The organism is Vibrio sp. Vb1729, assembly GCF_033338655.1.
Lineage (GTDB): Bacteria > Pseudomonadota > Gammaproteobacteria > Enterobacterales > Vibrionaceae > Vibrio > Vibrio alginolyticus.
In genome coordinates, this window is record NZ_JAWOTB010000049.1 from 128,143 (window position 1) to 149,768 (window position 21,626).

General features: G+C 42.7%; 20 protein-coding genes and 1 tRNA gene. 12 read left to right on the forward strand and 9 right to left on the reverse strand.

Annotation, left to right across the window (positions count from 1 at the left end; genetic code table 11):
• Window positions 1-2 precede the first annotated feature (2 nt).
• From ybgF to R7E29_RS21020, 6 genes are all read left to right on the forward strand, one after another.
• The gene (gene ybgF / locus R7E29_RS20995; protein WP_005378285.1) at window positions 3-755 is read left to right on the forward strand and encodes a tol-pal system protein YbgF; all 753 of its coding nucleotides are present in this window, start codon (window positions 3-5) and stop codon (window positions 753-755) included.
• Between the two features lie 251 nt (window positions 756-1,006).
• Window positions 1,007-2,068: a quinolinate synthase NadA gene (gene nadA / locus R7E29_RS21000; RefSeq protein ID WP_017635054.1), complete on the forward strand. Its 1,062-nt coding sequence runs from the start codon at window positions 1,007-1,009 to the stop codon at window positions 2,066-2,068.
• A 118-nt stretch (window positions 2,069-2,186) separates the two neighbouring features.
• Window positions 2,187-3,230 carry a potassium channel protein gene (locus tag R7E29_RS21005; protein WP_017635053.1) on the forward strand — a complete coding sequence of 348 codons (1,044 nt, stop codon included), beginning with the start codon at window positions 2,187-2,189 and terminating at the stop codon, window positions 3,228-3,230.
• A complete protein-coding gene (locus tag R7E29_RS21010) occupies window positions 3,230-3,646 on the forward strand; it encodes a DUF350 domain-containing protein (RefSeq protein WP_005378281.1) in 417 nt (138 codons plus the stop codon). The genes R7E29_RS21005 and R7E29_RS21010 overlap by 1 nt, the downstream gene beginning before the upstream one ends.
• An 8-nt stretch (window positions 3,647-3,654) precedes the next feature.
• The gene (locus tag R7E29_RS21015; protein WP_025766906.1) at window positions 3,655-4,224 is read left to right on the forward strand and encodes a DUF1190 domain-containing protein; all 570 of its coding nucleotides are present in this window, start codon (window positions 3,655-3,657) and stop codon (window positions 4,222-4,224) included.
• 8 nt (window positions 4,225-4,232) lie between these two features.
• Window positions 4,233-5,399 (forward strand): glutathionylspermidine synthase family protein, encoded by a 1,167-nt coding sequence (locus R7E29_RS21020; RefSeq protein WP_042522104.1) that lies wholly within the window; start codon window positions 4,233-4,235, stop codon window positions 5,397-5,399.
• A 73-nt stretch (window positions 5,400-5,472) separates the two neighbouring features.
• Here the strand turns inward: R7E29_RS21020 and R7E29_RS21025 are convergent, their stop codons facing one another.
• A complete protein-coding gene (locus tag R7E29_RS21025; protein ID WP_005378278.1) occupies window positions 5,473-6,084 on the reverse strand; it encodes a YecA family protein in 612 nt (203 codons plus the stop codon).
• 51 nt (window positions 6,085-6,135) lie between these two features.
• On the opposite strand from R7E29_RS21025, the gene R7E29_RS21030 reads away from it, so the two are divergent.
• From R7E29_RS21030 to R7E29_RS21045, 4 genes are all read left to right on the forward strand, one after another.
• Entirely contained in the window at window positions 6,136-8,556 is a 2,421-nt protein-coding gene (locus R7E29_RS21030) for a hybrid sensor histidine kinase/response regulator (protein ID WP_054576387.1), read from the forward strand.
• A 502-nt stretch (window positions 8,557-9,058) separates the two neighbouring features.
• Window positions 9,059-9,508, forward strand: a complete 450-nt coding sequence (locus R7E29_RS21035) for an L-alanine exporter AlaE (RefSeq protein ID WP_005378276.1) — start codon at window positions 9,059-9,061, stop codon at window positions 9,506-9,508.
• A gap of 144 nt (window positions 9,509-9,652) precedes the next feature.
• Window positions 9,653-9,740: transfer RNA gene (locus R7E29_RS21040), tRNA-Ser, on the forward strand.
• A gap of 93 nt (window positions 9,741-9,833) precedes the next feature.
• Window positions 9,834-11,534 carry a site-specific integrase gene (locus R7E29_RS21045; RefSeq protein WP_140085354.1) on the forward strand — a complete coding sequence of 567 codons (1,701 nt, stop codon included), beginning with the start codon at window positions 9,834-9,836 and terminating at the stop codon, window positions 11,532-11,534.
• Between the two features lie 184 nt (window positions 11,535-11,718).
• Here the strand turns inward: R7E29_RS21045 and R7E29_RS21050 are convergent, their stop codons facing one another.
• From R7E29_RS21050 to R7E29_RS21065, 4 genes are all read right to left on the reverse strand, one after another.
• The gene (locus R7E29_RS21050) at window positions 11,719-12,549 is read right to left on the reverse strand and encodes a hypothetical protein (RefSeq protein WP_025626748.1); all 831 of its coding nucleotides are present in this window, start codon (window positions 12,547-12,549) and stop codon (window positions 11,719-11,721) included.
• A gap of 418 nt (window positions 12,550-12,967) precedes the next feature.
• Window positions 12,968-13,159: a hypothetical protein gene (locus R7E29_RS21055; protein ID WP_140085355.1), complete on the reverse strand. Its 192-nt coding sequence runs from the start codon at window positions 13,157-13,159 to the stop codon at window positions 12,968-12,970.
• A gap of 20 nt (window positions 13,160-13,179) precedes the next feature.
• Window positions 13,180-13,647 carry a ribonuclease HI gene (rnhA, locus tag R7E29_RS21060; protein ID WP_025626751.1) on the reverse strand — a complete coding sequence of 156 codons (468 nt, stop codon included), beginning with the start codon at window positions 13,645-13,647 and terminating at the stop codon, window positions 13,180-13,182.
• Window positions 13,628-14,236 carry a recombinase family protein gene (locus tag R7E29_RS21065; protein WP_005459841.1) on the reverse strand — a complete coding sequence of 203 codons (609 nt, stop codon included), beginning with the start codon at window positions 14,234-14,236 and terminating at the stop codon, window positions 13,628-13,630. Before R7E29_RS21065 ends, rnhA begins: the two co-directional genes overlap by 20 nt.
• Window positions 14,237-14,664: 428 nt before the next feature.
• On the opposite strand from R7E29_RS21065, the gene R7E29_RS21070 reads away from it, so the two are divergent.
• Window positions 14,665-16,113, forward strand: coding sequence for a P-loop ATPase, Sll1717 family (locus tag R7E29_RS21070; RefSeq protein WP_318083017.1), 1,449 nt, complete (start codon window positions 14,665-14,667; stop codon window positions 16,111-16,113).
• Between the two features lie 462 nt (window positions 16,114-16,575).
• Here the strand turns inward: R7E29_RS21070 and R7E29_RS21075 are convergent, their stop codons facing one another.
• From R7E29_RS21075 to R7E29_RS21085, 3 genes are all read right to left on the reverse strand, one after another.
• The gene (locus tag R7E29_RS21075) at window positions 16,576-16,704 is read right to left on the reverse strand and encodes a hypothetical protein (protein ID WP_005378275.1); all 129 of its coding nucleotides are present in this window, start codon (window positions 16,702-16,704) and stop codon (window positions 16,576-16,578) included.
• A gap of 349 nt (window positions 16,705-17,053) precedes the next feature.
• Window positions 17,054-18,046 carry a cytochrome d ubiquinol oxidase subunit II gene (locus R7E29_RS21080; RefSeq protein WP_017820054.1) on the reverse strand — a complete coding sequence of 331 codons (993 nt, stop codon included), beginning with the start codon at window positions 18,044-18,046 and terminating at the stop codon, window positions 17,054-17,056.
• 2 nt (window positions 18,047-18,048) lie between these two features.
• On the reverse strand, window positions 18,049-19,380 hold the full coding sequence (locus R7E29_RS21085; RefSeq protein WP_005388402.1) for a cytochrome ubiquinol oxidase subunit I: 1,332 nt from the start codon (window positions 19,378-19,380) through the stop codon (window positions 18,049-18,051).
• A gap of 816 nt (window positions 19,381-20,196) precedes the next feature.
• Here R7E29_RS21085 and R7E29_RS21090 point away from each other — a divergent pair.
• Window positions 20,197-20,445 (forward strand): hypothetical protein, encoded by a 249-nt coding sequence (locus R7E29_RS21090; protein ID WP_005378271.1) that lies wholly within the window; start codon window positions 20,197-20,199, stop codon window positions 20,443-20,445.
• A 5-nt stretch (window positions 20,446-20,450) separates the two neighbouring features.
• Here the strand turns inward: R7E29_RS21090 and R7E29_RS21095 are convergent, their stop codons facing one another.
• Window positions 20,451-21,440, reverse strand: a complete 990-nt coding sequence (locus R7E29_RS21095; protein WP_017820055.1) for a Solitary outer membrane autotransporter beta-barrel domain — start codon at window positions 21,438-21,440, stop codon at window positions 20,451-20,453.
• Window positions 21,441-21,626 lie beyond the last annotated feature (186 nt).

The window sequence follows — 21,626 nt, forward strand, 5'->3', positions numbered from 1 at the left end:
TCATGTTCAGTAACACTAAGCGCGCTGTTGCGCTTACGTTACTGGCAAGTGCAGCGAACTTTGCGTTCGCTGCACCAGCTCCAGTATCCGATCTCAACAGCACATCATCCGTCTCTAAGAGCCGTTCATCTGAAACGGAAGTAGAGCGTCTAGAACGTTTGCTACAAAATCGCAATCGCGTTCAGCTCCAAATGCAACAGCAAATTGACCAAATGTCACAAGAGATCAGTGAATTGCGTGGTCAATTAGAGCGAAATAGCTACGAAATGAAACAAATGTTGCAACGTCAACGTGAGTTGTTTGTCGAGCTGGATCGTGTTCGTGGAGAGATAAAATCCACACCTGCACAAGAAGCACAACCTGTGAAAACAGGTGGCCAGTACACTCCAAATGTTGATGAGCAAACGGCATATCAGAATGCAGTTGACCTCATTCTCAAAAAGCGTGATTACACTGGTGCAATTGCAGCGTTCCAGCAGTTCCAGAAAGATTATCCTGATTCTACATATTCAGCGAATTCTCACTACTGGTTAGGTCAGTTGTACTTCGCTAAAAAGCAGGATGAGGATGCAGTGAAAAGTTTTGCCGCTGTTGTGTCTTATAAAGACTCCAATAAGCGAGCCGATGCGTTGCTTAAGTTAGGCGAAATCGCTGAGCGTAATAACAATGCAGCTCAAGCGAAAAAGTACTACCAACAAGTGGTTGATGAATACCCAGGTAGTGCATCTGCAAAACTTGCCAGCTCTAAGCTGTAAGACGTTATGTTTTGAAAAGGAAGCCTCGGCTTCCTTTTTCTTTTCCATTTTCTGTTGGTGCAGAACGGCTAAGTCGATAGCAATGATGCAGAGCCTCTGACCTTGTGTTGCACCGAATTTCGCTACTCGGAAATGCTACCTGTAACAAAGATATACGGCTAGACCGCTAGAAATCCCCGCGACAAGTTGGTTTTTGAAAATTAACGAGGTTACAATACTCGGATTAAAGGAAGTTGCGTAGAGCAAGAGCAATGAGCCATATATTAGATAAAATCGACACTGTTTACCCATTCCCACCGAAACCAGTTCCATTAAGCGAAGAAGAAAAAGCATCTTACATTGAGCGTATTAAAAAGTTACTCAAAGAAAAAGATGCGGTACTTATCGCGCACTACTATACCGACCCTGAGATTCAAGCCCTAGCTGAAGACACTGGCGGGTTTGTTGGTGACTCGTTGGAAATGGCGAAGTTTGGTAATCGTCACCCTGCAAGTACATTGATTATTGGTGGTGTTCGCTTTATGGGCGAGTCGGCCAAAATTCTGACACCAGAAAAGCGCATTCTAATGCCAACGTTGGAAGCGGAATGTTCGCTCGACCTTGGCTGTCCTGCGGATAAGTTCAGCGAGTTTTGTGATGCTCACCCTGATCATACGGTTGTAGTTTACGCAAACACCTCAGCAGCGGTTAAAGCCCGTGCCGACTGGGTCGTTACATCGAGTATTGCGCTTGAAATCGTGGAACACTTAGACGCTGAAGATAAGCCAATTATTTGGGGACCAGACCGTCACCTAGGATCGTACATCGCTAACAAAACTGGCGCAGATATGCTGCTTTGGCAGGGTGAGTGTGTGGTTCATGATGAGTTCTCTGCTGATGCGTTACGAAAAATGAAGAGCGTGTATCCAGATGCGGCTATTTTGGTTCACCCTGAGTCACCAGCAAGCGTCGTAGAACTTGCCGATGCCGTTGGATCAACGAGTCAGCTGATCAAAGCAGCGAAAGAGCTTCCTCACAAACAAATGATCGTTGCGACAGACAAAGGTATTTTCTTTAAAATGCAGCAACTAGTGCCAGAAAAAGAACTTATCGAAGCACCAACCGCAGGTGCAGGCGCAACATGCCGCAGCTGTGCACACTGTCCTTGGATGGCAATGAACGGTTTGAAAGCAATTGAGAAAGCGCTTAGTGAAGGTGGTAAAGAGCACGAGATTTTTGTTGACGAAGAACTGCGTGTTAAATCCCTTATACCGCTTAACCGCATGCTAGATTTTGCTGAGCAGCTAAATATGCAAGTGAAAGGTAATGCTTAAAAAGTAGGCGTAATTGAAAGTAAATCTCAAAAACCAGTCGAATATGGCTGGTTTTTTTGTGTCTTACTATCAATGAGTTACTATTGATGCAATCAATGAATATCGAGGTCATAAATTTATGGCGGTGTGGTTAGTAGTTAAAAAGTGGCTTAGTTCACACCTTTTTAAATTGAGCAACCGAAGCCTTCTCATCTTTAGTGGCTTATATGTGAGCCTTTCATGGTGGCTGCTGGTTCTCGCTGGTGAAACAGCATTAACAGACAGTTTCGCTAACTTTATCTATTACCTCATGGTTACGGCGAGTACGGTGGGTTATGGCGACCATTCTCCAGTAACAGATTTGGGTAAATGGGTTGTCGTACTATTTGTAATCCCCGGCGGTTTGAGCTTATTCGCCGCATTATTGGGGCGTGTCGCTGGAGCCGCGATGGACTATTGGCGAGCGGGTATTTTAGGAAAACGGAGAGTAAGAGTGGAAAACCATATTGTATTGTTGGGCTGGAATGGATCGAGGACGATGCACCTTATTCGCATGTTACAACATGAAGAAGAGGGAAAGCGTCCGATTGTTTTATGCAGCCGTTCAGAAATAGAGAACCCGTTACCTGGCGAAATCAGTTTTATCAAAGTGACCAGTTATACCGATTCGCAAGAAATGAAAAACGCCAATATTGCCGAAGCCGCTTGCATTATTGTGGATAATCTCTCGGACGACATTACCTTGTCAGCCGCTCTATACTGCGCATCTGTAAACCCTTCCGCTCATTTGGTCGCTTACTTTAAAGATGAAGCGCTAGGCCGACTTCTAAGTCAGCATTGCCCGAAAGCGGAATGCATACCTGCTGTTGGCGCAGAAATGTTGGCAAAAGCGGCGGTTGACCCGGGCTCAAGTGCGCTTCATCAGGAGCTTTTGGCTTCAACACGAGGTATGACGCAATACTCAGTTATTTATCCCGAGGGTCAGTCTGCCACCACTATTGAGAATCTCTTCGTTTTTCTCAAAAGACGCCATCATGCCACGCTGATTGCTTTTGATATTGGCGATGGTATTCAACTCAACCCAGATTTAGATGCTGAAGTACCCGCGAGTACCAAGCTGTTTTACATTGCAGATGAACGTATTGAAGATTTTGCCTGGAAAGAAATGAACAAGGAACAATAATGCACATGATTGCCGGCCTGTTAGCAGGCTTCCCAAACTTTTTACTCTATTTCTCTGTTTCTATTATTTTTGTATTGGCGTTTAAGTTCATCTACGTCAAGTTGACGCCATACGATGAGTGGCATCTGATCAAAGAAAAACAAAATACAGCAGCAGCGATTGCGCTAAGTGGGGCCTTCCTTGGTTATTGTCTCGCGATTTCGGGGGCGGCAAAAAACTCGGTCAATATCGTCGATTTTATGGTGTGGGGCGTTGTTGCAATGCTTGCTCAAATTATCGCATTTGCAATTGTACGCTTTATTTTACTTCCGAAAGTGGCAGAGCGTATCGAAAAAGATGAACTGCCAGCCGGTATTGTATTAGCCGCAGTTTCTGTTTCGGTCGGCGTATTGAATGCCGCTTGCATGACTTACTAGGAGGAACGATGAAGCGGAGTTCTAACGTTAAACGTTCTTCCATGGACAAAAGCTTAAAGCTTGGGAAAATTCTTCCCTTTGCTGCCTTTGGTGGTATTTTCTTCTTTGCTACGTACGAGTCAAAAACAGAAGGGTACATTTTTTCTGATGCTGATGAGTGTAAATCTAACTCGCCTGAGTTTAGTGAACAGTGTGACATTGCATACCAAGAAGCTTTAGCTCGTGCCGAACAAAATGCCCCTCGCTACCGCAGCGAGTTCGAATGCGAGAATGATTTCTACGAGGATGATTGTTACTACAGTTCCAGTTCCCGAGCTTATGTACCTAACTTTGGCGGTTTTTTTTACAGTCGCTCATTAAGCGGGTTGAAAGGTTATAACAAGAGCTATTACTCAGAGCCGATGTACCGTTATAAATCCAAATTCTATAATGGAGCAGGGCAATTCTTTGGCTCCTACCGAAATCAGCCGACCAAAGTTGCGACGAATAGCCTTAATAAACGTGGTGGCGGCACCATTGGCAGGGCGATGTCTCGAGGCGGGTTTGGTAAAGCGGTGTCGGTCAGTCGAGGCGGTTAAAAAGCACTATGTTTCGACGAGAAATACAAGAGCGCGAAAACTGGCGTGAATTAGCACGCCAGTTTGGTTTTGGTTTCCATACCATGTATGACCAACCGTATTGGGATGAGAGTGCTTACTATCAATTCACGCTGGAGCAAATTGAGCGCGATATAGAAGCGCCCACTGAAGAGCTGCATCAGATGTGCCTGGCTATTGTGGATGAAGTCGTTCGGAGTGAGCGGTTGCTGACGCAATGTGCGATCCCTGAATCTATGTGGGAGCAGGTCGCTTCTTCATGGAGACGAAGCGAACCTTCGCTTTATTCGCGGCTGGATTTCGCGTACAACGGGACCTCGCCAGCAAAATTACTGGAAAACAATGCGGATACGCCAACCAGCTTGTTTGAAACTGGCTTTTGGCAGTGGGTGTGGCTAGAAGATGTTGTAAATAAAGGTCGAGTTCACCAGAGCGCGGATCAATTCAATATTCTTCAAGACTTTTTGATCGAGCGCTTTGCCGAAATAGCAAAATACCAACCAGGACAAACACTTCACTTTAGCTGCTGCAAGTACACTGAAGAAGATAAAGGGACTGTCCAGTATTTAGAGGATTGCGCGCGAGAGGCAGGGTTAGCAACGGCATTCGTGCATGTCGAAGATATTGGAGTGACGGAAGATGGTCTGTTTGTGGATGCTGACGACAGAGCGATTCGTTGGATGTTTAAGCTTTACCCTTGGGAGTTTATGTTTGAAGAGGAATATGCGAAGTACTTAGCGACTGCGAACGTAAACTGGTTAGAACCGATGTGGAAGTCGATTCTATCCAATAAAGCACTTTTACCGTTATTGTGGGAGCGCTTTCCTAATCACCCGAACCTTTTGCCCGCTTATTTTGCTAACGATTCAAAAGCGAACACTATGAGAGATTATGTCATCAAGCCACTATTTTCTCGAGAGGGCGCGAACATCGAGATCGTCATCGATGGAAAACGTTTTGTTAAAACGTCAGGGCCTTATGAATCTAAATTCAATATCGTCCAGCAATACCATCCACTACCTAAGTTTGGGCACAACCATACGTTAATTGGCAGTTGGTTGGTCAATGATAGAGCTGCCGGTATTTCGATTAGGGAAGACAGTAGCTTAGTGACTCAAGATATGGCGCGGTATATTCCACATGTAATTTTAACATGATCAAAAAAGCTCTCCATTTGGAGAGCTTTTTGTCTATTCAGCCGTTCAATCTTGATGGTCGACAGCGTTGCGTCTATTGTTCTTCAGCTAATGCAACACCGCGCTGGGTAAGACCACATAACATCACTGGCATTGCATTGAAGATCTCTTCAAACTGCTCTAAGCCTTCCATACCTTGTTCGGCCAATGTTTCAATGGTTGTTTCTGGGTCGTAAAGCATAGTAAGAGAAAGTAAAACACCACCGAGTAGGGCATTATCTTCGCTATCCTCAGGCATCAACGTTTCCCAGTCATCACGCGCAAGTTGCCAGCCTTGTAATACACCTTCACAGAAATCGCGAGCCTGACTTGTTACAATGTCTTGCTCATCTAGCGCGCACCCTGCAGGCCACTGCCAAGTGCCTTCTAGGAGAGCGGGACGAGTTTGGTTCCACATTTGTACAATCTCGTCAATGTACTGCTCTAGTTGTTCACCGTCAGTAAATGGCGCTGTTTCTTCTCCACCCCATAAGAATGGCAACCACTCTTGAGGCATTAATACGTTTGGCGCTGCAGCCATCGCTGTTACAAAGCCTTGAGTTTTTGCTAGGTTTAGTAGTTTACCGTCAAGTTCTGGGAGAGAAAGAATGTCTTGTAGTTTCAAAATAGAATACCATTTGTTAATGGGCTGGTTGATTGCGCTCATCTTACCAATCAATTAGTGATAAATCGATATTAGGGAATGATTCACACATCTATGGAAATTCGCTCATCACTTAGAAAAAAAAGCATTCTCGCCCTAACACTTTACCTGTGCTTCTTTATCGCCACTATCGGTTCTGTCGCCTATTTGGTTGTTGAGCCACCGGTTAGACAAAAGCTAGAGCAAAACCTAGAGTTACGTACCCAACTCCTGGCTCTTGAGATAAAAGAGCCCCTCCTCAGTTCTACAGGTGTATTGAGCAGCTTAGTAGGGCTAGCCCAAGGGACTGAAAATATTCAATCTCTCAACACAATAATTCCACATATACTTCAATTGAGTGACAAGATGCTTGTTAGTGGTGGCGTATGGCCTAAACCCGAACTAAAAGCAGAACAATGGAGATATAAAAGTCTATTCTTCAATAAAAACAGTGATAGTGGTATTGACCAAATTCACTCCTACAATAACCCCGAATCTGGCGGTTATGATAATGAAGCCTGGTATGTCGCTGCCGCCGATGCTCCGGTAGGTTCTGTTAGTTGGTCTACGGTTTACATCGATACCTTTACTCAGGTCCAGATGATTACCGCGTCTTCTCCGTACTACCAAAACGGTCGATTCGCTGGAGTTGTAACGGTAGACCTATCACTTGATGCACTTTTTCAGTTTATTCGAGAGCACACGAACCAGCATTCTTTGGGGGTAGTGGTTCGCGATGCTGACTCAAACGTGATTATTGAACACAACTTTCAACTGACGGACGAAATTTATGTCAGCGAGCTTGATTTCGGAGAGTTCGATTGGCGCATGGAAGTTGTCAACGCAAAAGCTAAAGTCGCCGATCAAGTGTTTGAACAAGTGATGAGCGTTGAGGGGAGGATCATTCCATTTTTGCTCTTGTGTGTCTTGGTCGGTTACTACTTACTGAATCGCTATATTGTTGAACCAATTGTTCGCATTGCCGCTAAGATTGATGACTCGAAAACTGGTGGGATCATAGATATTGACTACGATAGCGATGACGAAATCGGACAGCTTATCGAGAAGTTCAATGAAAAGACGATCTATTTAGAGCAGGAGAGAATAAAAGCTCAGGCTTCGACAAACGCTAAAACGGCATTCTTAGCCACATTGTCCCACGAGATTCGCACACCAATGAACGGTGTACTAGGAACTGCCCAGATACTGTTAAAAACACCACTTACCGATGAGCAGCGTAAGCACCTGAGAACACTTTATGATTCAGGTGATCACATGATGACATTACTCAATGAGATTTTAGATTACTCAAAAATTGAACAAGGGCATGTTGAGTTTGAAAATAAGCCTTTCCCAATTGAGTCGATTATCGGCAGTATCAAGAGTGTTTATCAAACTCTATGTGCAGAAAAAGGTCTTCGCTTTAGAGTCGTCTCGCATTTACCAACGGGTCGTTGGTACAACAATGACAAAGCCCGTTTGCGTCAAGTACTGTTCAATCTACTCAATAACGCTGTTAAGTTCACCGATCGTGGCATCGTAGAGGTAGAGCTAGCCGAGAAATCGAGTAAGGCAGGCACCAAGCTGATACTAAAGGTAAAAGATACAGGAATTGGTATTTCAAAAGAGGCACAAAAACGCATTTTTCGTCCTTTTGAGCAAGCGGAGTCATCAACGACTAGACGGTTTGGTGGTACAGGGCTTGGTTTAGCAATAGTCAAAGAAATCGCGGAACATATGGGTGGGCAAGTGGTTGTAGAGAGTCAGGAGGACGCTGGAACGACTTTTACTGTCGAAATTGCCCTTACACCTTGCAAGCCGGGTAAAGTAGAGTCAATCAATACACATAAATTGAACTGTAAAGGGTTGAAAGCACTCATTGTTGAAGACAACCGAACAAATGCGATCATTATGGAAACTTTCCTCCGAGCCAAGGGCTTTGAGTGCACAAGTGTCGAAAATGGTCAGCTTGCAGTCGATGAGGTTGCGAGCAAACCATTTGATTTGATACTGATGGATAATCATATGCCTGTTCTAGATGGCGTTGGGGCCATATCAGCCATTCGAGCAATGAGTTCGCCTGCTAAGTCGGTACTGATTTTTGGCTGTACAGCGGATGTGTTCAAAGAAACACAAGAACGTATGATTAATGTAGGAGCAGACCACATAATAGCGAAACCAATAGTGGAGTCTGAATTAAATGATGCACTGTATCTTCATGCGACACAGTTATATCAGTACCAATCGGACTTTGATGGAAATGCAGCAGATAGCTTTAATGCTGAAAAGTGGTTACTCAACTTCTATGTCGCTCTAGATAATGGACATCTTAATGAAGCACTTGAGGCTATTTCAGCGATCATTGCGGAGGCTCCCCTTGAACTCAGTGACGACGTTTCTTCAGTCGCTGAACGGATAAGAAGTAACTTAAAGCGTCAGCAATCCCCAGACCAAGATGATATCGATACATTAACGATTTTGCTGGCCTCACCATAACTGAATCAATATGGCGCAACTGTGAATTGTTCTTACTATTCATACGTCATCCAGCTTCGTGACAAACTCTTCTAACCTGCAATGAACAGGCTTGCAGTTTTACTTTTACGAGTAAAGCAGCAAGACCTTCTACTGTGATTATATCGGTAATACTCTGAATTTTCGCAGCTTGGTAGCATAAGCTATAGGAGTGACTGTTTACAGTCCGAGTTTTGTTCTAACTTTACGTCAAAATAATTATCGTAACCCCTTTTTATGTAAGTGAAATCCGTGTTTTTGTACCATTTTTACGTAATTTTAGGCGTTTTTACTCGCCATTGGTGAAAAAAACTACTTTTACTTTAAAAGTTGGTTATAAATTTACAACTTAATTTTAAATACAGAGCCATAAGCTAGTTTTTGTGTGTTCTAATTGCATCATTAACTGGCTTGATGTCTTTTTAGCGGTTAATAGTTTTATTATTTTTATTAATTGCAGTGTTTGATTTTAAGGGTTTTGTAAATGAAGTCTCGTGGACCATTTTGTATTCGTCACGCCGCAGCGGATACCTTTGCTATGGTTGTTTTTTGCTTTATCACAGGGATGATTGTCGAGATTTTGATTTCAGGGATGACATTTGAGCAATCTCTAGCATCGCGTACGCTATCGATTCCAGTGAATATCGCCATTGCTTGGCCGTATGGGGTTTTTCGTGATTGGGTGCTGCATCAAGGTAGTAAGGTGTCGCCGTCTTCCTTTATGAAAAACATCTCTGATCTGGTCGCTTATGTACTATTTCAATCTCCAGTTTATGCGGGTATCTTATTCGCGGTTGGCGCGTCTACAGATCAAATTGTGACCGCAGTGGCAAGTAACGCTGTTATTTCTTGTGGCATGGGTGTGTTGTATGGGTACTTCTTGGATATGTGCCGCCGTTGGTTCCGTGTTCCCGGTTATTCTCAAAGCATGTAAATGCCCCAGTTTTGCTCAATTTAGTTACTTAGTGAGCAATCGATTCGAAAAGGGCGCTTTTTTTTATGTTTAGCCTTGACCATCAGGCACATAATCATTAAATTAGCGCCTCGTTAGCCAATGATGCTAACCAAAATTTGATTCGGTGAGTTGTCCGAGTGGCTGAAGGAGCACGCCTGGAAAGTGTGTATACGGCAACGTATCGAGAGTTCGAATCTCTCACTCACCGCCACATTCTATAAGCCCTTGTAGTGTAAGAACTTCTTATAATACAGGGGTTTGGTGTTTTAATGTAAGCTGCCTACTGGTACAAAGAGTAGGTACAATGTCGAACATCATGGCAAGTCCTTATAAGCATCCTCAAACTGGTGTTTACTACTTTAGAATGGCTGTCCCCAAAAAGCTGGTTCCTATAATCGGTAAGACAGTCTTCAAGAAATCTCTTCAAACGAAAAACCTTTCTGAAGCTAAACCACGATTTACTGAGTGTCTATTCGATGCGCAGAAGCAGATCGCCGTTGCTCAGTTAAAACTATCTAATTCATCCAATGTCGAACTCAATGTTAGAGACTGTGCAATCATCGCAGAGCGTTGGTATGAACACGTAAAGAATGAAGTTGATACCTCTGGTAACTACGATCTTTTCTTAAAAAGGGATGTAGATGCGGAAGGCACAGCCCATGAATTTGGCTTGTCTGATACTTTGTCCATATGTGGCAACGAGGTTGATACTGCTACTCCTGACCAGCTTCAAGAGCTAGCAGATGAACTAAAAGAGTTTATTGTTGCTCAACTAGATAGAGAGGGTTTAGTTGTCTCTTCTCACAGTGAGTCTTTCCGTCAATTAGCAGTAGCTTTCTATCACTACATTCATCGCATCGAAGCGCTATGTAGAGCACGTTACAACCGTGACTATGGCTACGAAGCAGTATCTAATCCTATTGCAGACAAACCTCTGTCAGTTAACCCTTTAGCTAACAAACACCAGCCTAAGCGCAAAAAGGCATCTCAATACTCTATATCTAATGTGTTTAAGAGGTATCACCAGTCTGAAACTCTTAAGGACAAAGACGCTAAAGCATTGTATGAGGCAGGCCTTCAGATTGAGCGTCTAATCGAAGTTATCGGAGATCTGGATGTTACTGAAGTAACTCGTGCGCATATCGTTGAGTTTCGAGATACATTGCTTCAGTTACCTAAGTCTAAAATTGCAAGTATCAGGAATAGACCTCTTCTAGAGCAAATTGAACTTGTAAAGATACAAGGTCTAGAGACTTTAAGTGCTACTACGGTGAAGAACTGTCTACGCAAGACCTCTGTTGTGTTTAGCTATGCCGTTGAACTAGGCATCATCGACTCTAATCCACACGTAGGTGTGCGTGTTGCCACGGCGGAGAAGAAAACTGAAGCTAATGAGGGAAAAGGCTACACTGACTCAGAAATGCGTCGACTGTTCCAAGCTGACGTATTTAATGATGTTAATGCTCGTAAACCTTATGGTATGGCTTGTTATTGGGTTCCTTTGTTGTGCAGATATACAGGTGCACGCCTAGAGGAGATGTCTCAACTACATAAGTCAGATGTATCCCAATCAGACTCAGGCATACATTACCTCAATATCCGTCGAGGTGAGGGGCAAAGCGTTAAGAATAACTCTTCACTGAGACACGTACCTATCCCTGCTCATCTGATAGAACTAGGTTTCTTAGATTATGTTGCGGAGTCAGTTGGCTTCTTGTTCCCTGAGCTTAAAGAGAACAAATACGGTAAGAAATCAGCGGCACTCAGTAAGTGGTGGGGTCAAACAGTCAGGTCTCTAGGTATACACACAACCCAACCAGCTCATGCCTTTAGGCATACTTTCAAGACGGCTCTGCGCAGACTGGGTATTGCTGACACTGTTAGTGACGCTATTACTGGTCATACTCCAGCGGGTGTAGGCGGTTCATATGGTACGGTTGAGTTAGAGACGAAGAGAGAAGCTATCGACCGTCTCCCTCGTTTAGCTCTGTCTCGTTTGTGGTAACCCATCAGGCCACCAGCCTGTAAGAAACTGTCCTAGTCCTGCTGGTGGCTCGTTTTTTATGGGAAGTTTAAAAACTTGCTATGCTCTATACCTCGTGCAATAAGGGTTTAGAGTATCTATACGGGTAATCTAATAGTCACCTAGGATGCTTATGGTGAGGCTCGTGCGGGTTGACACTACTATCTTAGAAAGATCCTTCATTCTCTTGCTCAAGTTCATCAATACTTATATCAAAGTCTATAGCGTTTAACGGCTCACCTAGATAAAGCCTTATGAACTTAGCAAGCTTATCTGGTTCATTAGCGCATTTGGCCTTTTCTAAAATCTGCCTAGCGGTAGCCTTATCATCCTCAGTTAACGCTCCTGTGGTTTCTTCGTCAACAGAAGACCATTCATCCCTTTTAAGTGCTTCTCGGCTTGGTCTTAGCATAGGAAAGCCCGTAATGGGGTTCTTATCAGCATTGCTCTTCTTATCAAAGAAACCAGCCTCTTCAAACTCATTCTTAAGCTTACGCCAGTTACTAACTGTTGAGGTCTGAATACCAAGTATCTCTGAGGTCTTCTTAATGCTTGGGGGATTATCTTGACTCATGAGATTTAGAAATTGTTGCCACTGTAACTCTGTTCGTTGACTGCTTGTAAGAGATAAGGCTGTGTGCTCGGTGTTGATAGACAAGGCTCTATCTAGTGTTACACCTTCAGTATGTACCTTAACTCTAATTTGTTTGAAGCGTTTACCTTTGGTGTTTTTAAAGATCTGCCTGTATGCCCCGTAGCGGTGGAAACCATCAACGATAATATACTGACCATACTTTTTAGGGTCTTCAACTACCTCAATGGGTTCTATGCGTTTTTTTGGGTTATCATTCAATGCCTTAACGATAGTCTGAATGTGTCTGCGTGAAGCCTTCTCTTGATCTATACGTTCCCCATACGGTGAAGTTCTAGGGTCTCTGACTTGGTAGCGTTTATCATCTGCATTTATTGAGGATAGTGTTATTCTTCTAGTTTCCATTGTGCGTATTACTTGTTGACAACTAGTGGATGAGACTATACATGAATGTAGAGGTAGCTGTAGGGTGTATACCCCATTTTTACCTTGTTGTTTTTCATTAAGTTATTGATATTTATTTCTTTTGTGTCTCCTTTTGTATCTGCTTTTATGTAGTTAATTTGGTTTTTTTAACTACTTTGTTTACTGTTGCCGTGCGGTTTCTCAGAGTTTAGCTTAGAGGGACATAAACCACTGATGACATATACTCACTCAGAAGCCTCTGTAAGGCTACATAGCGGCTGGTGTTATGAACCCTAAGGCTTACGTTGTGTTGTCTTTCAGATACACTAAGGGGGGCGGGAGCTTCCAAGTTGGTTTCTCCTTCGATTGCATCGCCCCCTGACGTTTACACAAAATGTGATTTACAAAAGTTCATTTTTTAAAATAGACGACCATACCAGTTGCCTACATGCGTTCGGATTACGGGTAGGCCATCTTTTGCCGCTTTCTTTGCATTTTTCACTGAACAGACAAACCATGCTTTGACTTCAGGTATGCGGTGATAGTTGTCTATCTCGTTAAGTTCAACTTCTGGTAGGATAAAATCTTCAACTAATGTAGTTTGTTCCATGTTGTTATACCTTTGTAATTTTACTTTTGTGGAATAGCAGAGTAAGCAAGCATGTGAACTCTCTCGTTTAGAGGATGACCATTGTGTGCTTTTACCCACTCCCAAGAAACATTCATTGATTCGTTCAGTTCGTCCAATTTCTGCCATAAGTCTGCGTTAAGGACGGGTTTTCTGTCACTCCTACGCCAACCATTACGCTTCCAGCCACGTATCCATGTAGTAATGCCATTTTTTACATACTGGCTGTCTGTGTGGACTGTTATAGGGTTGTGCGGATATTTCTTATATATAACCTCTAACGCTTTAATTGCTGCCGTTAGTTCCATTCTGTTGCTGGTGGTCTTTCTTTCATGTCCAGAGCGTTCTAGTTTTTTGTCTGCTCTGGTTAGTATGAATGCCCAGCCGCCTATGCATTTCTGCGTAATACATGAACCGTCTGTGTAGGCGTTAATTACTTCTTTAGCGTTGCTAGTTACTGTTGTTTCCATTTTTCTCCTTACTCTTCTTTGATTCTGCGTAGAGGCGCTTAACCGTTGATTGAGAGATGTTAAGCTTCTCTGCGGTTTTGGATATGGACAATCCTTCATTCCTTAGCTTTGCCACTTTGTCTGCACTTGCTTTGGCAGGACGACCAATAGTTTTGCCTTCAGCCCTTGCTCTTGCTTGACCCTCAATTGTTCGTTCTCTAATACGATCTTTTTCAAACTCAGCAAAAGCTAAAAACATTTTCAACATTAACTGACCTTCAGGGCTGTTTAGGTCGTTATGTGGTAAATCTAAACAGTGGATATTGATACCTTTGTCCATCAAAAGCTTGATCGTTTGTTGTACATCTATGTTGTCACGTCCTAAACGGTCTAGCTTTAAGACCACCAGCGTGTCACCTGCAACAAGCTTGTGCTCAATAAGAATCCTGAAGCCTTTACGTTCCAAAGCACAAACACCACCTGATACAACATCTTCAACTACAAAAGCTTCGTTGACTTCATATCCTCTGTCTTTGAAGGCTTGTATTTGGTTCGCTGTTGTCTGCTCTGTTGTAGAGACTCGACAATAGAAATAAGTCCTCGTACTCATTAGCCCTCGCATACCACTCTGAAAAAGTAGTATGGATTTTATGAGCCTAGGTCAAAATGTCAAGAGGGTACTTATGAGACGTTTTTGTCTCATACTATGCGGGTAGGTTCGAAAACGAATGGTTTTGAGCTAGGTATACCTGTTTGGTTTTTAGATGCGATTACAAGTGGTGGACTGACCAAGAGAAGGAGCCTTTATTTGGGGTTGCGAGTTAATGATTTGAATATGGTCTTTTAGGTATACCTAATGGGTACGCCTTACTTTGGCTTTGATGGATTTTGTTTGCTAGTTTTTAGGATTGTATTTTTAGATATAGTCGTGATGGTTCACATTCTTACTTACTGTAGGTTCAAAAACATAGTATCTAGGCTTAATCTCTTAACAAGATAATAAGTATTTTAAACTGATTGGTTGTCAGGGGGCGTTTCATGGATAATTTTATACTCAAAGATCTCTATATGGGGGAAAATGATGGCCGGAAGGAAGCCGCTTATAGACCTCAAGACTTTGACAAGTTCTTCGTAGATATAGATAAAAATGCTGAGAAAATAAGAGATCAGAAGATTTTTTTAGTTCTTGGCAGAAAAGGTTCAGGTAAAACATTCTTTGGTCAATATATTCGTAAGTTAAGTGAATCAGATCCATTACATTTTTGTACTATTTCCTCCTACAAAGATTTTAAGTTTCAGGAGTTGGTCCACCTTAAATCACAGGATATTAAGCCAAATGAGTATTATGAAATTTGGAGGTGGCTACTTTTATTGGATATTGGAAAGCTATGTCTTTCTGATGAAGGTATACCTAACTCCAGAGATAAAGAGAAGCTAATCAATTTCTTTGATTGCAATTATCAAGGCATTGGGATTGATGCTAAGAAAATTGTTGAAATTACTAAGAAAAAAGAAGTAAGAGGTGGTTTTTTAAGATCTTATGTAGGGGGCTCTGAAGATGACAAAGAGCAGGTGGGGACTTACTTAGATTATATTGATGATTTGGAGGAGGTAGTGTTCAATGTACTTTCTGAATCAAGTAGCACTTATACCTCTATTTATGATGAATTAGATGATAGGTTCAGGAACGATGACTACTACAAAGATTCAATGATAAGTTTATTGAAAGCAGCAGACAATTTGAATCTTAAGTTCTTGGAAAAAGGCCTTAAGACTAAAGTTATTGTACTTCTTCGTACCGATATTTTTTCAATATTTAACGATCCTGATTTGAACAAAATTAAGAGGGTCAATTCAATAAAAATTGAATGGAGTACGAAAATTCATTCAACAGCGCCTCTAATGAAAATGATATGTCATAAGGCAAAAGAGTCGAGCTCGTTGATGAGATTGAAAGGTGACAGCGCCGTATTTAAAATGCTATTTCCCCAAGATATAAAAGGGATTAACCCTGAAAGGTTTATCTTAGAGAGATCTTTCTTTCGGCCTCGAGATATAATTACATACTTAAACCTTATAATAGAGAGATACCCTCAAAGTACATATTTTGGCTGGAAGGGGTTTGTTGAGTTAAAGAATGAGTACTCAGACTATCTACTCGATGAAGTCAGAAATGAGATGTATGGTCATTATGATGATGTCCAGATAGATCTAATAATTAAGTTGCTAAAAAATTACAATAAGCATTTTTTAAAATACCCAGAGCTCAAGGAATATATGGACTCTAATAGCTTTCATTATGAAGGGCTTGAACTAGAAAAAATGTTAATAGGGTTATTTAAGTTTAATGCTATTGGAAACCGCTGGTTCAATGAGTACAAACGATGTAATTATTACACATGGGCACATAGAGATGATAAAGCTGATTTGGATTTAGGAAAAGAAATAGCTATCCATATAGGGTTAAGAGAAGCGTTATCTATGTAAAATGAGCTCATTACTTCCGGAAAATTTGGTTGTAAATAAAACTGGTTATCGTGAAAACTTCTATGTCTAGCCTGTGGGTACAAAAAACTGGTACAAACAATGGAAGTTGTATATATTTAAATGATTGATTTTAATTGTTTTAAACTTGGTAGCTAGCAATCGAGAGTTCGAATCTCTCACTCACCGCCACATTCTAAAAGGTCTGATTTGTCAGGCCTTTTTTCGTATCTACACTAAAGTAATGCGTCATTGAAAGTACACAAGAGTGCTCAAGGTGCAAGCGCCATTCTATCTACAAGCCAACTATTCACATCTCACCTCTATACAACGCCAAAATTGAAGATGCTATACAGAGGCAGCCATAATCTGATTGGTGCGGGTTAGCACATCCGCTTTAATCTAGAATTTAGCACCCATATCACATGAGGTATGAATACGGCCACAAGAATGAACGTAGTGCTACTAGATGCTAAGCAAAACAGCCATGAACACGAATACAACAGCAATCATACCAAAGAGATCTGTGTTTAGATTGAGGTCATCAGGGTTAAATTTTTCAATGCTTTGCGTCGTTTTGCATCTTATCTTCATGTTCTTGTCCTTATTTCATGTACGATTTCAACAGCAACATAACATGCAATTGAGTGTTCACAAGTCATAAAAAGCATAAGTATACTTGCACCACATTGAGCGCAAAAAATACTCAAAGCGTTTTAAAGTGGCGGTCTACCTTTTGTAACATCAAATATTCTTTCTGTTTTTGTGCCTGTATCGCTATAGTTGAGAAACGGTTATCTCGTTCTAGTTAGGAACAAACTACTGGCTGCCGCTACATTCTCTCAGCGTTCCCACTCAGTCGCCTTGGGTAGATACTTTAGTCGTTGAGTACTGCAAAAAAACGCCGCATGAGCAGCGGCGCTTTGTTGAGGAATTCCCTTTCCTACTTGTAGCTAAGTTCTGTCGCTTTGCCTTTGAAGATCCGGTATACCACAAAGGTGTAAAGCAATATCACCGGCATAACAATCATCACACCGTAGCCCACGATTATTAACGTCGCAGGCGAGGAGGCAGCTTGTTGTGCGGTCATTAATCCCGGCACAACTTCTGGGAAGAAGCTATACGCAAGCCCGAGAAAGCTCAACGCGAAAATGACAGTGACACCAAAGAAAGGCCAGCGCACACCCAGATCATTCACCATTGGAACCTGACGCAAATAGCGATCAACTAGGAAGATGGTTGCCAATACAATTAACGGAACTGGGGCAAGCAACAAGATTTCTGGGAAGCTGAACCAACGCAAGGCAACTTGTTGATTTACAATTGGGTTTACAACGCTAACCACCAAGATTCCTAAGGCTGCTAACCAACCAGCACGGCGAGACCAACGGGCCGAGCGTATTTGCAAATCACCTTCCGTTTTTAGTACTAACCATGCGCCACCGATGTAAACGTACGCCGCCGCTACACAAAGTGCGCTTAACCAAGCAAAGCCAAATGCTTCGGTTGATTGTTCAAATCCCATGATGTAACGACCCACCATGTAGCCTTGGGTTAGCGCGGTGACTAACGAGCCAATTCTGAAGCACCAATCCCAGTGAGGTTTATGATCCGAGTTCGCTTTGGCTCGGAAGTCGAACGCCACGCCACGCATGATCAGTGCGATAAGCATAATCGCGGTCGGCATATAAAGTTCCGTCAAAATCAAGCTATGAGCAGTAGGAAAGGCAATCAGCAGAATACCGACGGCTAACACCAACCACGTTTCATTCGCATCCCAGAAAGGGCCGATAGACGCTATCATTCGGTCACGTTGCGCTTCATTATCACTCGGTAAAAGGATACCGACGCCAAGATCGTAGCCGTCGAGCACGGCATACATAAAGACCGAGAAGCCAAGCAGCAGAAGATAAATTTCTGGTAGATAGTCGAGCATGATTAGGCCTCTTGTTGTGTCAGTGGGACTTCATGGGCTGCAACGTCTTTGCGCGCCAAATAGAATAGGGTATGGATGTACGCAACCAGCAATGCAGCATAAATGGCTAAGTACATAATGAGCGAAGTCATCACGCTACTGCTCGCAACCGTGGTGACGGCTTCGGATGTTCGCAATACACCGCTGACCAACCAAGGTTGTCGACCAATCTCAGTAACATACCAACCCGCCAGTGTGGCTATCCAACCAGAGAACGTCATGGCTAATACCGTGTACAGGTAAGGTTTAGGTAGCGCTTTTTTACGTGCTAGCTTCACCGCGCCATACCAGCTAACAAGCAACATAAGGACACCAACACCAACCATCACGCGGAAACCAAAGAACAAGGGCTTCACTGGCGGGTGGTCAGGTGCAAACTCGTTAAGTCCTTGGATTTCCCCATCTAAGTCATGCGTAAGAATCAAACTCGCCAGCTTTGGGATGCCCACTTCAAAATCATTGCTGCGAGTTTCTTCATTTGGCATCGCAAACAGAAGAAGAGGCGCGCCTTGCTCGGTCTCCCACACGCCTTCCATCGCTGCGATTTTTGCAGGTTGATGTTCAAGCGTGTTTAACCCGTGAAGGTCACCGACAAAGATTTGAATTGGGATGAATCCAGCCGCCGCGAACAGCGCGACTTTTAGGCCAAGTTTGGCTGAGCGGTGATCTGGCTTTTTCATTATTTGATAAGCTGAGATACCCGCAATCAAGAAGCTGGCAGTCAGCGCCGATGCTAATAGCGTGTGCAGAAGACGGTAAGGTAAAGAAGGATTGAAAATAACTTCCTTCCAACTGGTTACATGTACAATTCCGTCAATCACTTCATAGCCACTTGGTGTGTGCATCCAGCTGTTAAGCACTAGAATCCAAAACGCGGACATACTTGTCCCAACAGCAACCAGAACGGTGGCGAGAGTATGAACCCATTCCGGCACTCGTCCTCGTCCAAAAAGCATCACGCCAAGGAAGGTGGCTTCCATAAAGAAGGCGGTCATCACTTCGTATCCGAGCAATGGTCCTGCTACGTTACCGACTCGTTCCATAAAGCCTGGCCAGTTGGTACCAAACTGGAAACTCATCGTAATGCCGGATACTACACCTAAGGCGAAAGTAAGAGCGAATATCTTGACCCAGAAGTAATAAACATCGAGCCATACGGGGGCTTGGGTGCGGTTATATCGCCACTTGAAAAACACCAACATCCATGCCAACGCGATGGTGATGGTCGGGAAGAGAATGTGAAAGCTGATATTGGCCGCGAACTGGATCCGCGACAGCATGAGGGTATCTAACATCTTGGTTCCTCAAAAACGTGCCATACTAAAAATCGTGTCTATCTGTAATTTAGTTACGAAAAGTCGGGCAGTTTGGATTCATGTATCGAGAAATACAGGTGATTCTGTTTTCTTCTAACCATGATTTATATCAACTAAGGGAAAGAAAGGAGTGTAGGAAATTGTCTCAAAATGCCACTAATAGTCGCGAGAAGTGAGTAAAAGAAAGCAAATGTAACTGAAGGAGCATGGATTAAGATTAGTTCGAATTATCCTTATGATGGTTTCGATAATCCTGAAATAAAATTACAAAAACAATATTTTTAGTAAGGAAAATTGCCTTGCCTTCACTTTGAACCTCCATACTATTTATACACTAGTCATGTCGAGATCATCTCAAACACAGCAAACTTACTGGCAGTTAAGGTGGGAAACTTTAGCTAATTGATAAACTTAAAATTGCACTGCTAATGACATATGCATCATAAGTTCGTTAGCACTCGACCAGAAGTGCGATAGGCTACATTTTTATACTAGCGAACGATTTGGCGCTAGGTAATTCGGCTTTCACTAGATCAACAAGTCGACTGCGGACCATTTTCGATTTCTGATGAGTTTCAATCCAAACTGACACTTACTTTTCAGCAAGTGTGCTAGTGTCTTTCTTATTATTTATTAAATAATTAATAGATGCCGATATGGTAAAGAGAGTTGTGGACAGCTATCTCGAGTAGTAGACTGGCGCTAGCCAGAGAGTCTGACTTTGAGGGGGGCATTCTACATGAATTTTGGATTCTGCCACCGCAAAGCTGATATTGAATTTGATGGAGATGGATAATGAATGACAGTTGGGCTAATTTCTTTCCTTACTTTGCTGGAGCTTTTAAGCTTATTGTATTAGGGATAGGAGCCTACTTAGCCATTAAATGGCATTTTGACGAAGAGCGAAGGGTAAGAGAAGCGGAAGGTGTGGTGTTTGATAACCCAAGTCTCATGAAAAAGTTTGCGAAGACGCTAACTCTGCCATTCCTTTTGTGTCTTCTCGTTCTTCTTGTTATATATGCTACCAACTGGTTCCTGTATTGACGGCTTTATTGTTTGTTGTAGTAAAGCTGAATGCTGCCGCCTCTGAGAGTCGAGCCGTAGTTGAAGTTAACGCCTATGCCGAAATTGTCCAACCAATCAAAGGGCTTTGGTGCATAAAATAGCCATCCTATAGAAGCTTCGTAGTAATGCGGACTTCCCAGTTCATCGCTTAAATCATGCGAAAGGTCTACTCTTTTAATCCCGGTAAATAAAGCCTGCTCACCGTGATAAATATTGTAGTAACCGGTGATTTCATTAGATAGGTACCAACCTTTAGGGTTGCCTATATTGCCGTTATTTGCGCTTCCCCAGCTGTGCCCAATGAATGAATTCAATGTCGAACTGGCATGCCATTTCCCCCAAATTGTGGGAGACGTGTATTTGGCTTTAATGGATGGTTGAACTATTGCCGCCCATGCTGAAACGTTAACGGCACGGCCGTCTAGGATTCTTCCAATGATGGATGAAAGTTTATTATCGGTAGAGAATGAGTTTTTATAACGCATAAGGTGAGTCGTCGTTCTGGTGCTAAGGGTGACGTTTTCACTTGCTTTGTATAGATACCCATAACCAATCGATGCACCGTATGTCCTTTCCTTGAGAAGATCCTTACTTGTGCCGAATAGTTTGAGATCATTCTCTGTTTGTATCGTAAATGCCTTAAACGACAGCTCATGTAAGTCCTCGCTGCCCTCTATGTCAAAGTTAGTCGTGTAAGGGAGAACATATACGGATTTGCTTCGACGTTCATTGATTGACTCGTCAGTCCCGAACTCTGGGTTGGCGGTATCAAATAATGCATTCGGATCAAAGTCGCCAATACCAAACGCAATTGCGTCAGTGTCGGACAGCAAAACCGCGATAGAAAAACGTTGTTGGAGAAGGTTGCTAATTTCCTTATCTAGTGGATCCGCTTGAGCTGTGTTAGGAAGAGAGAGTAGGAGAGCGAGCGAAACGACTCGCCACTCCACTGAGGCGAAGTTGGGTTGGAACATTTTGGCTCTTTCAAATGGTTCATGCATGGAGTTTTTGGACGTACCGGTACGCTAACATTAGTTTAATCGTTGAATGGTCGGTGTAACTTTGAGAAATCTATGTTTTCTCATATTGATATGAAAAAGTTCCTTAAACGAGTTTAGCTTCAATGTGTATGCTGCACCAGATTTGTTTAGCAACATCAT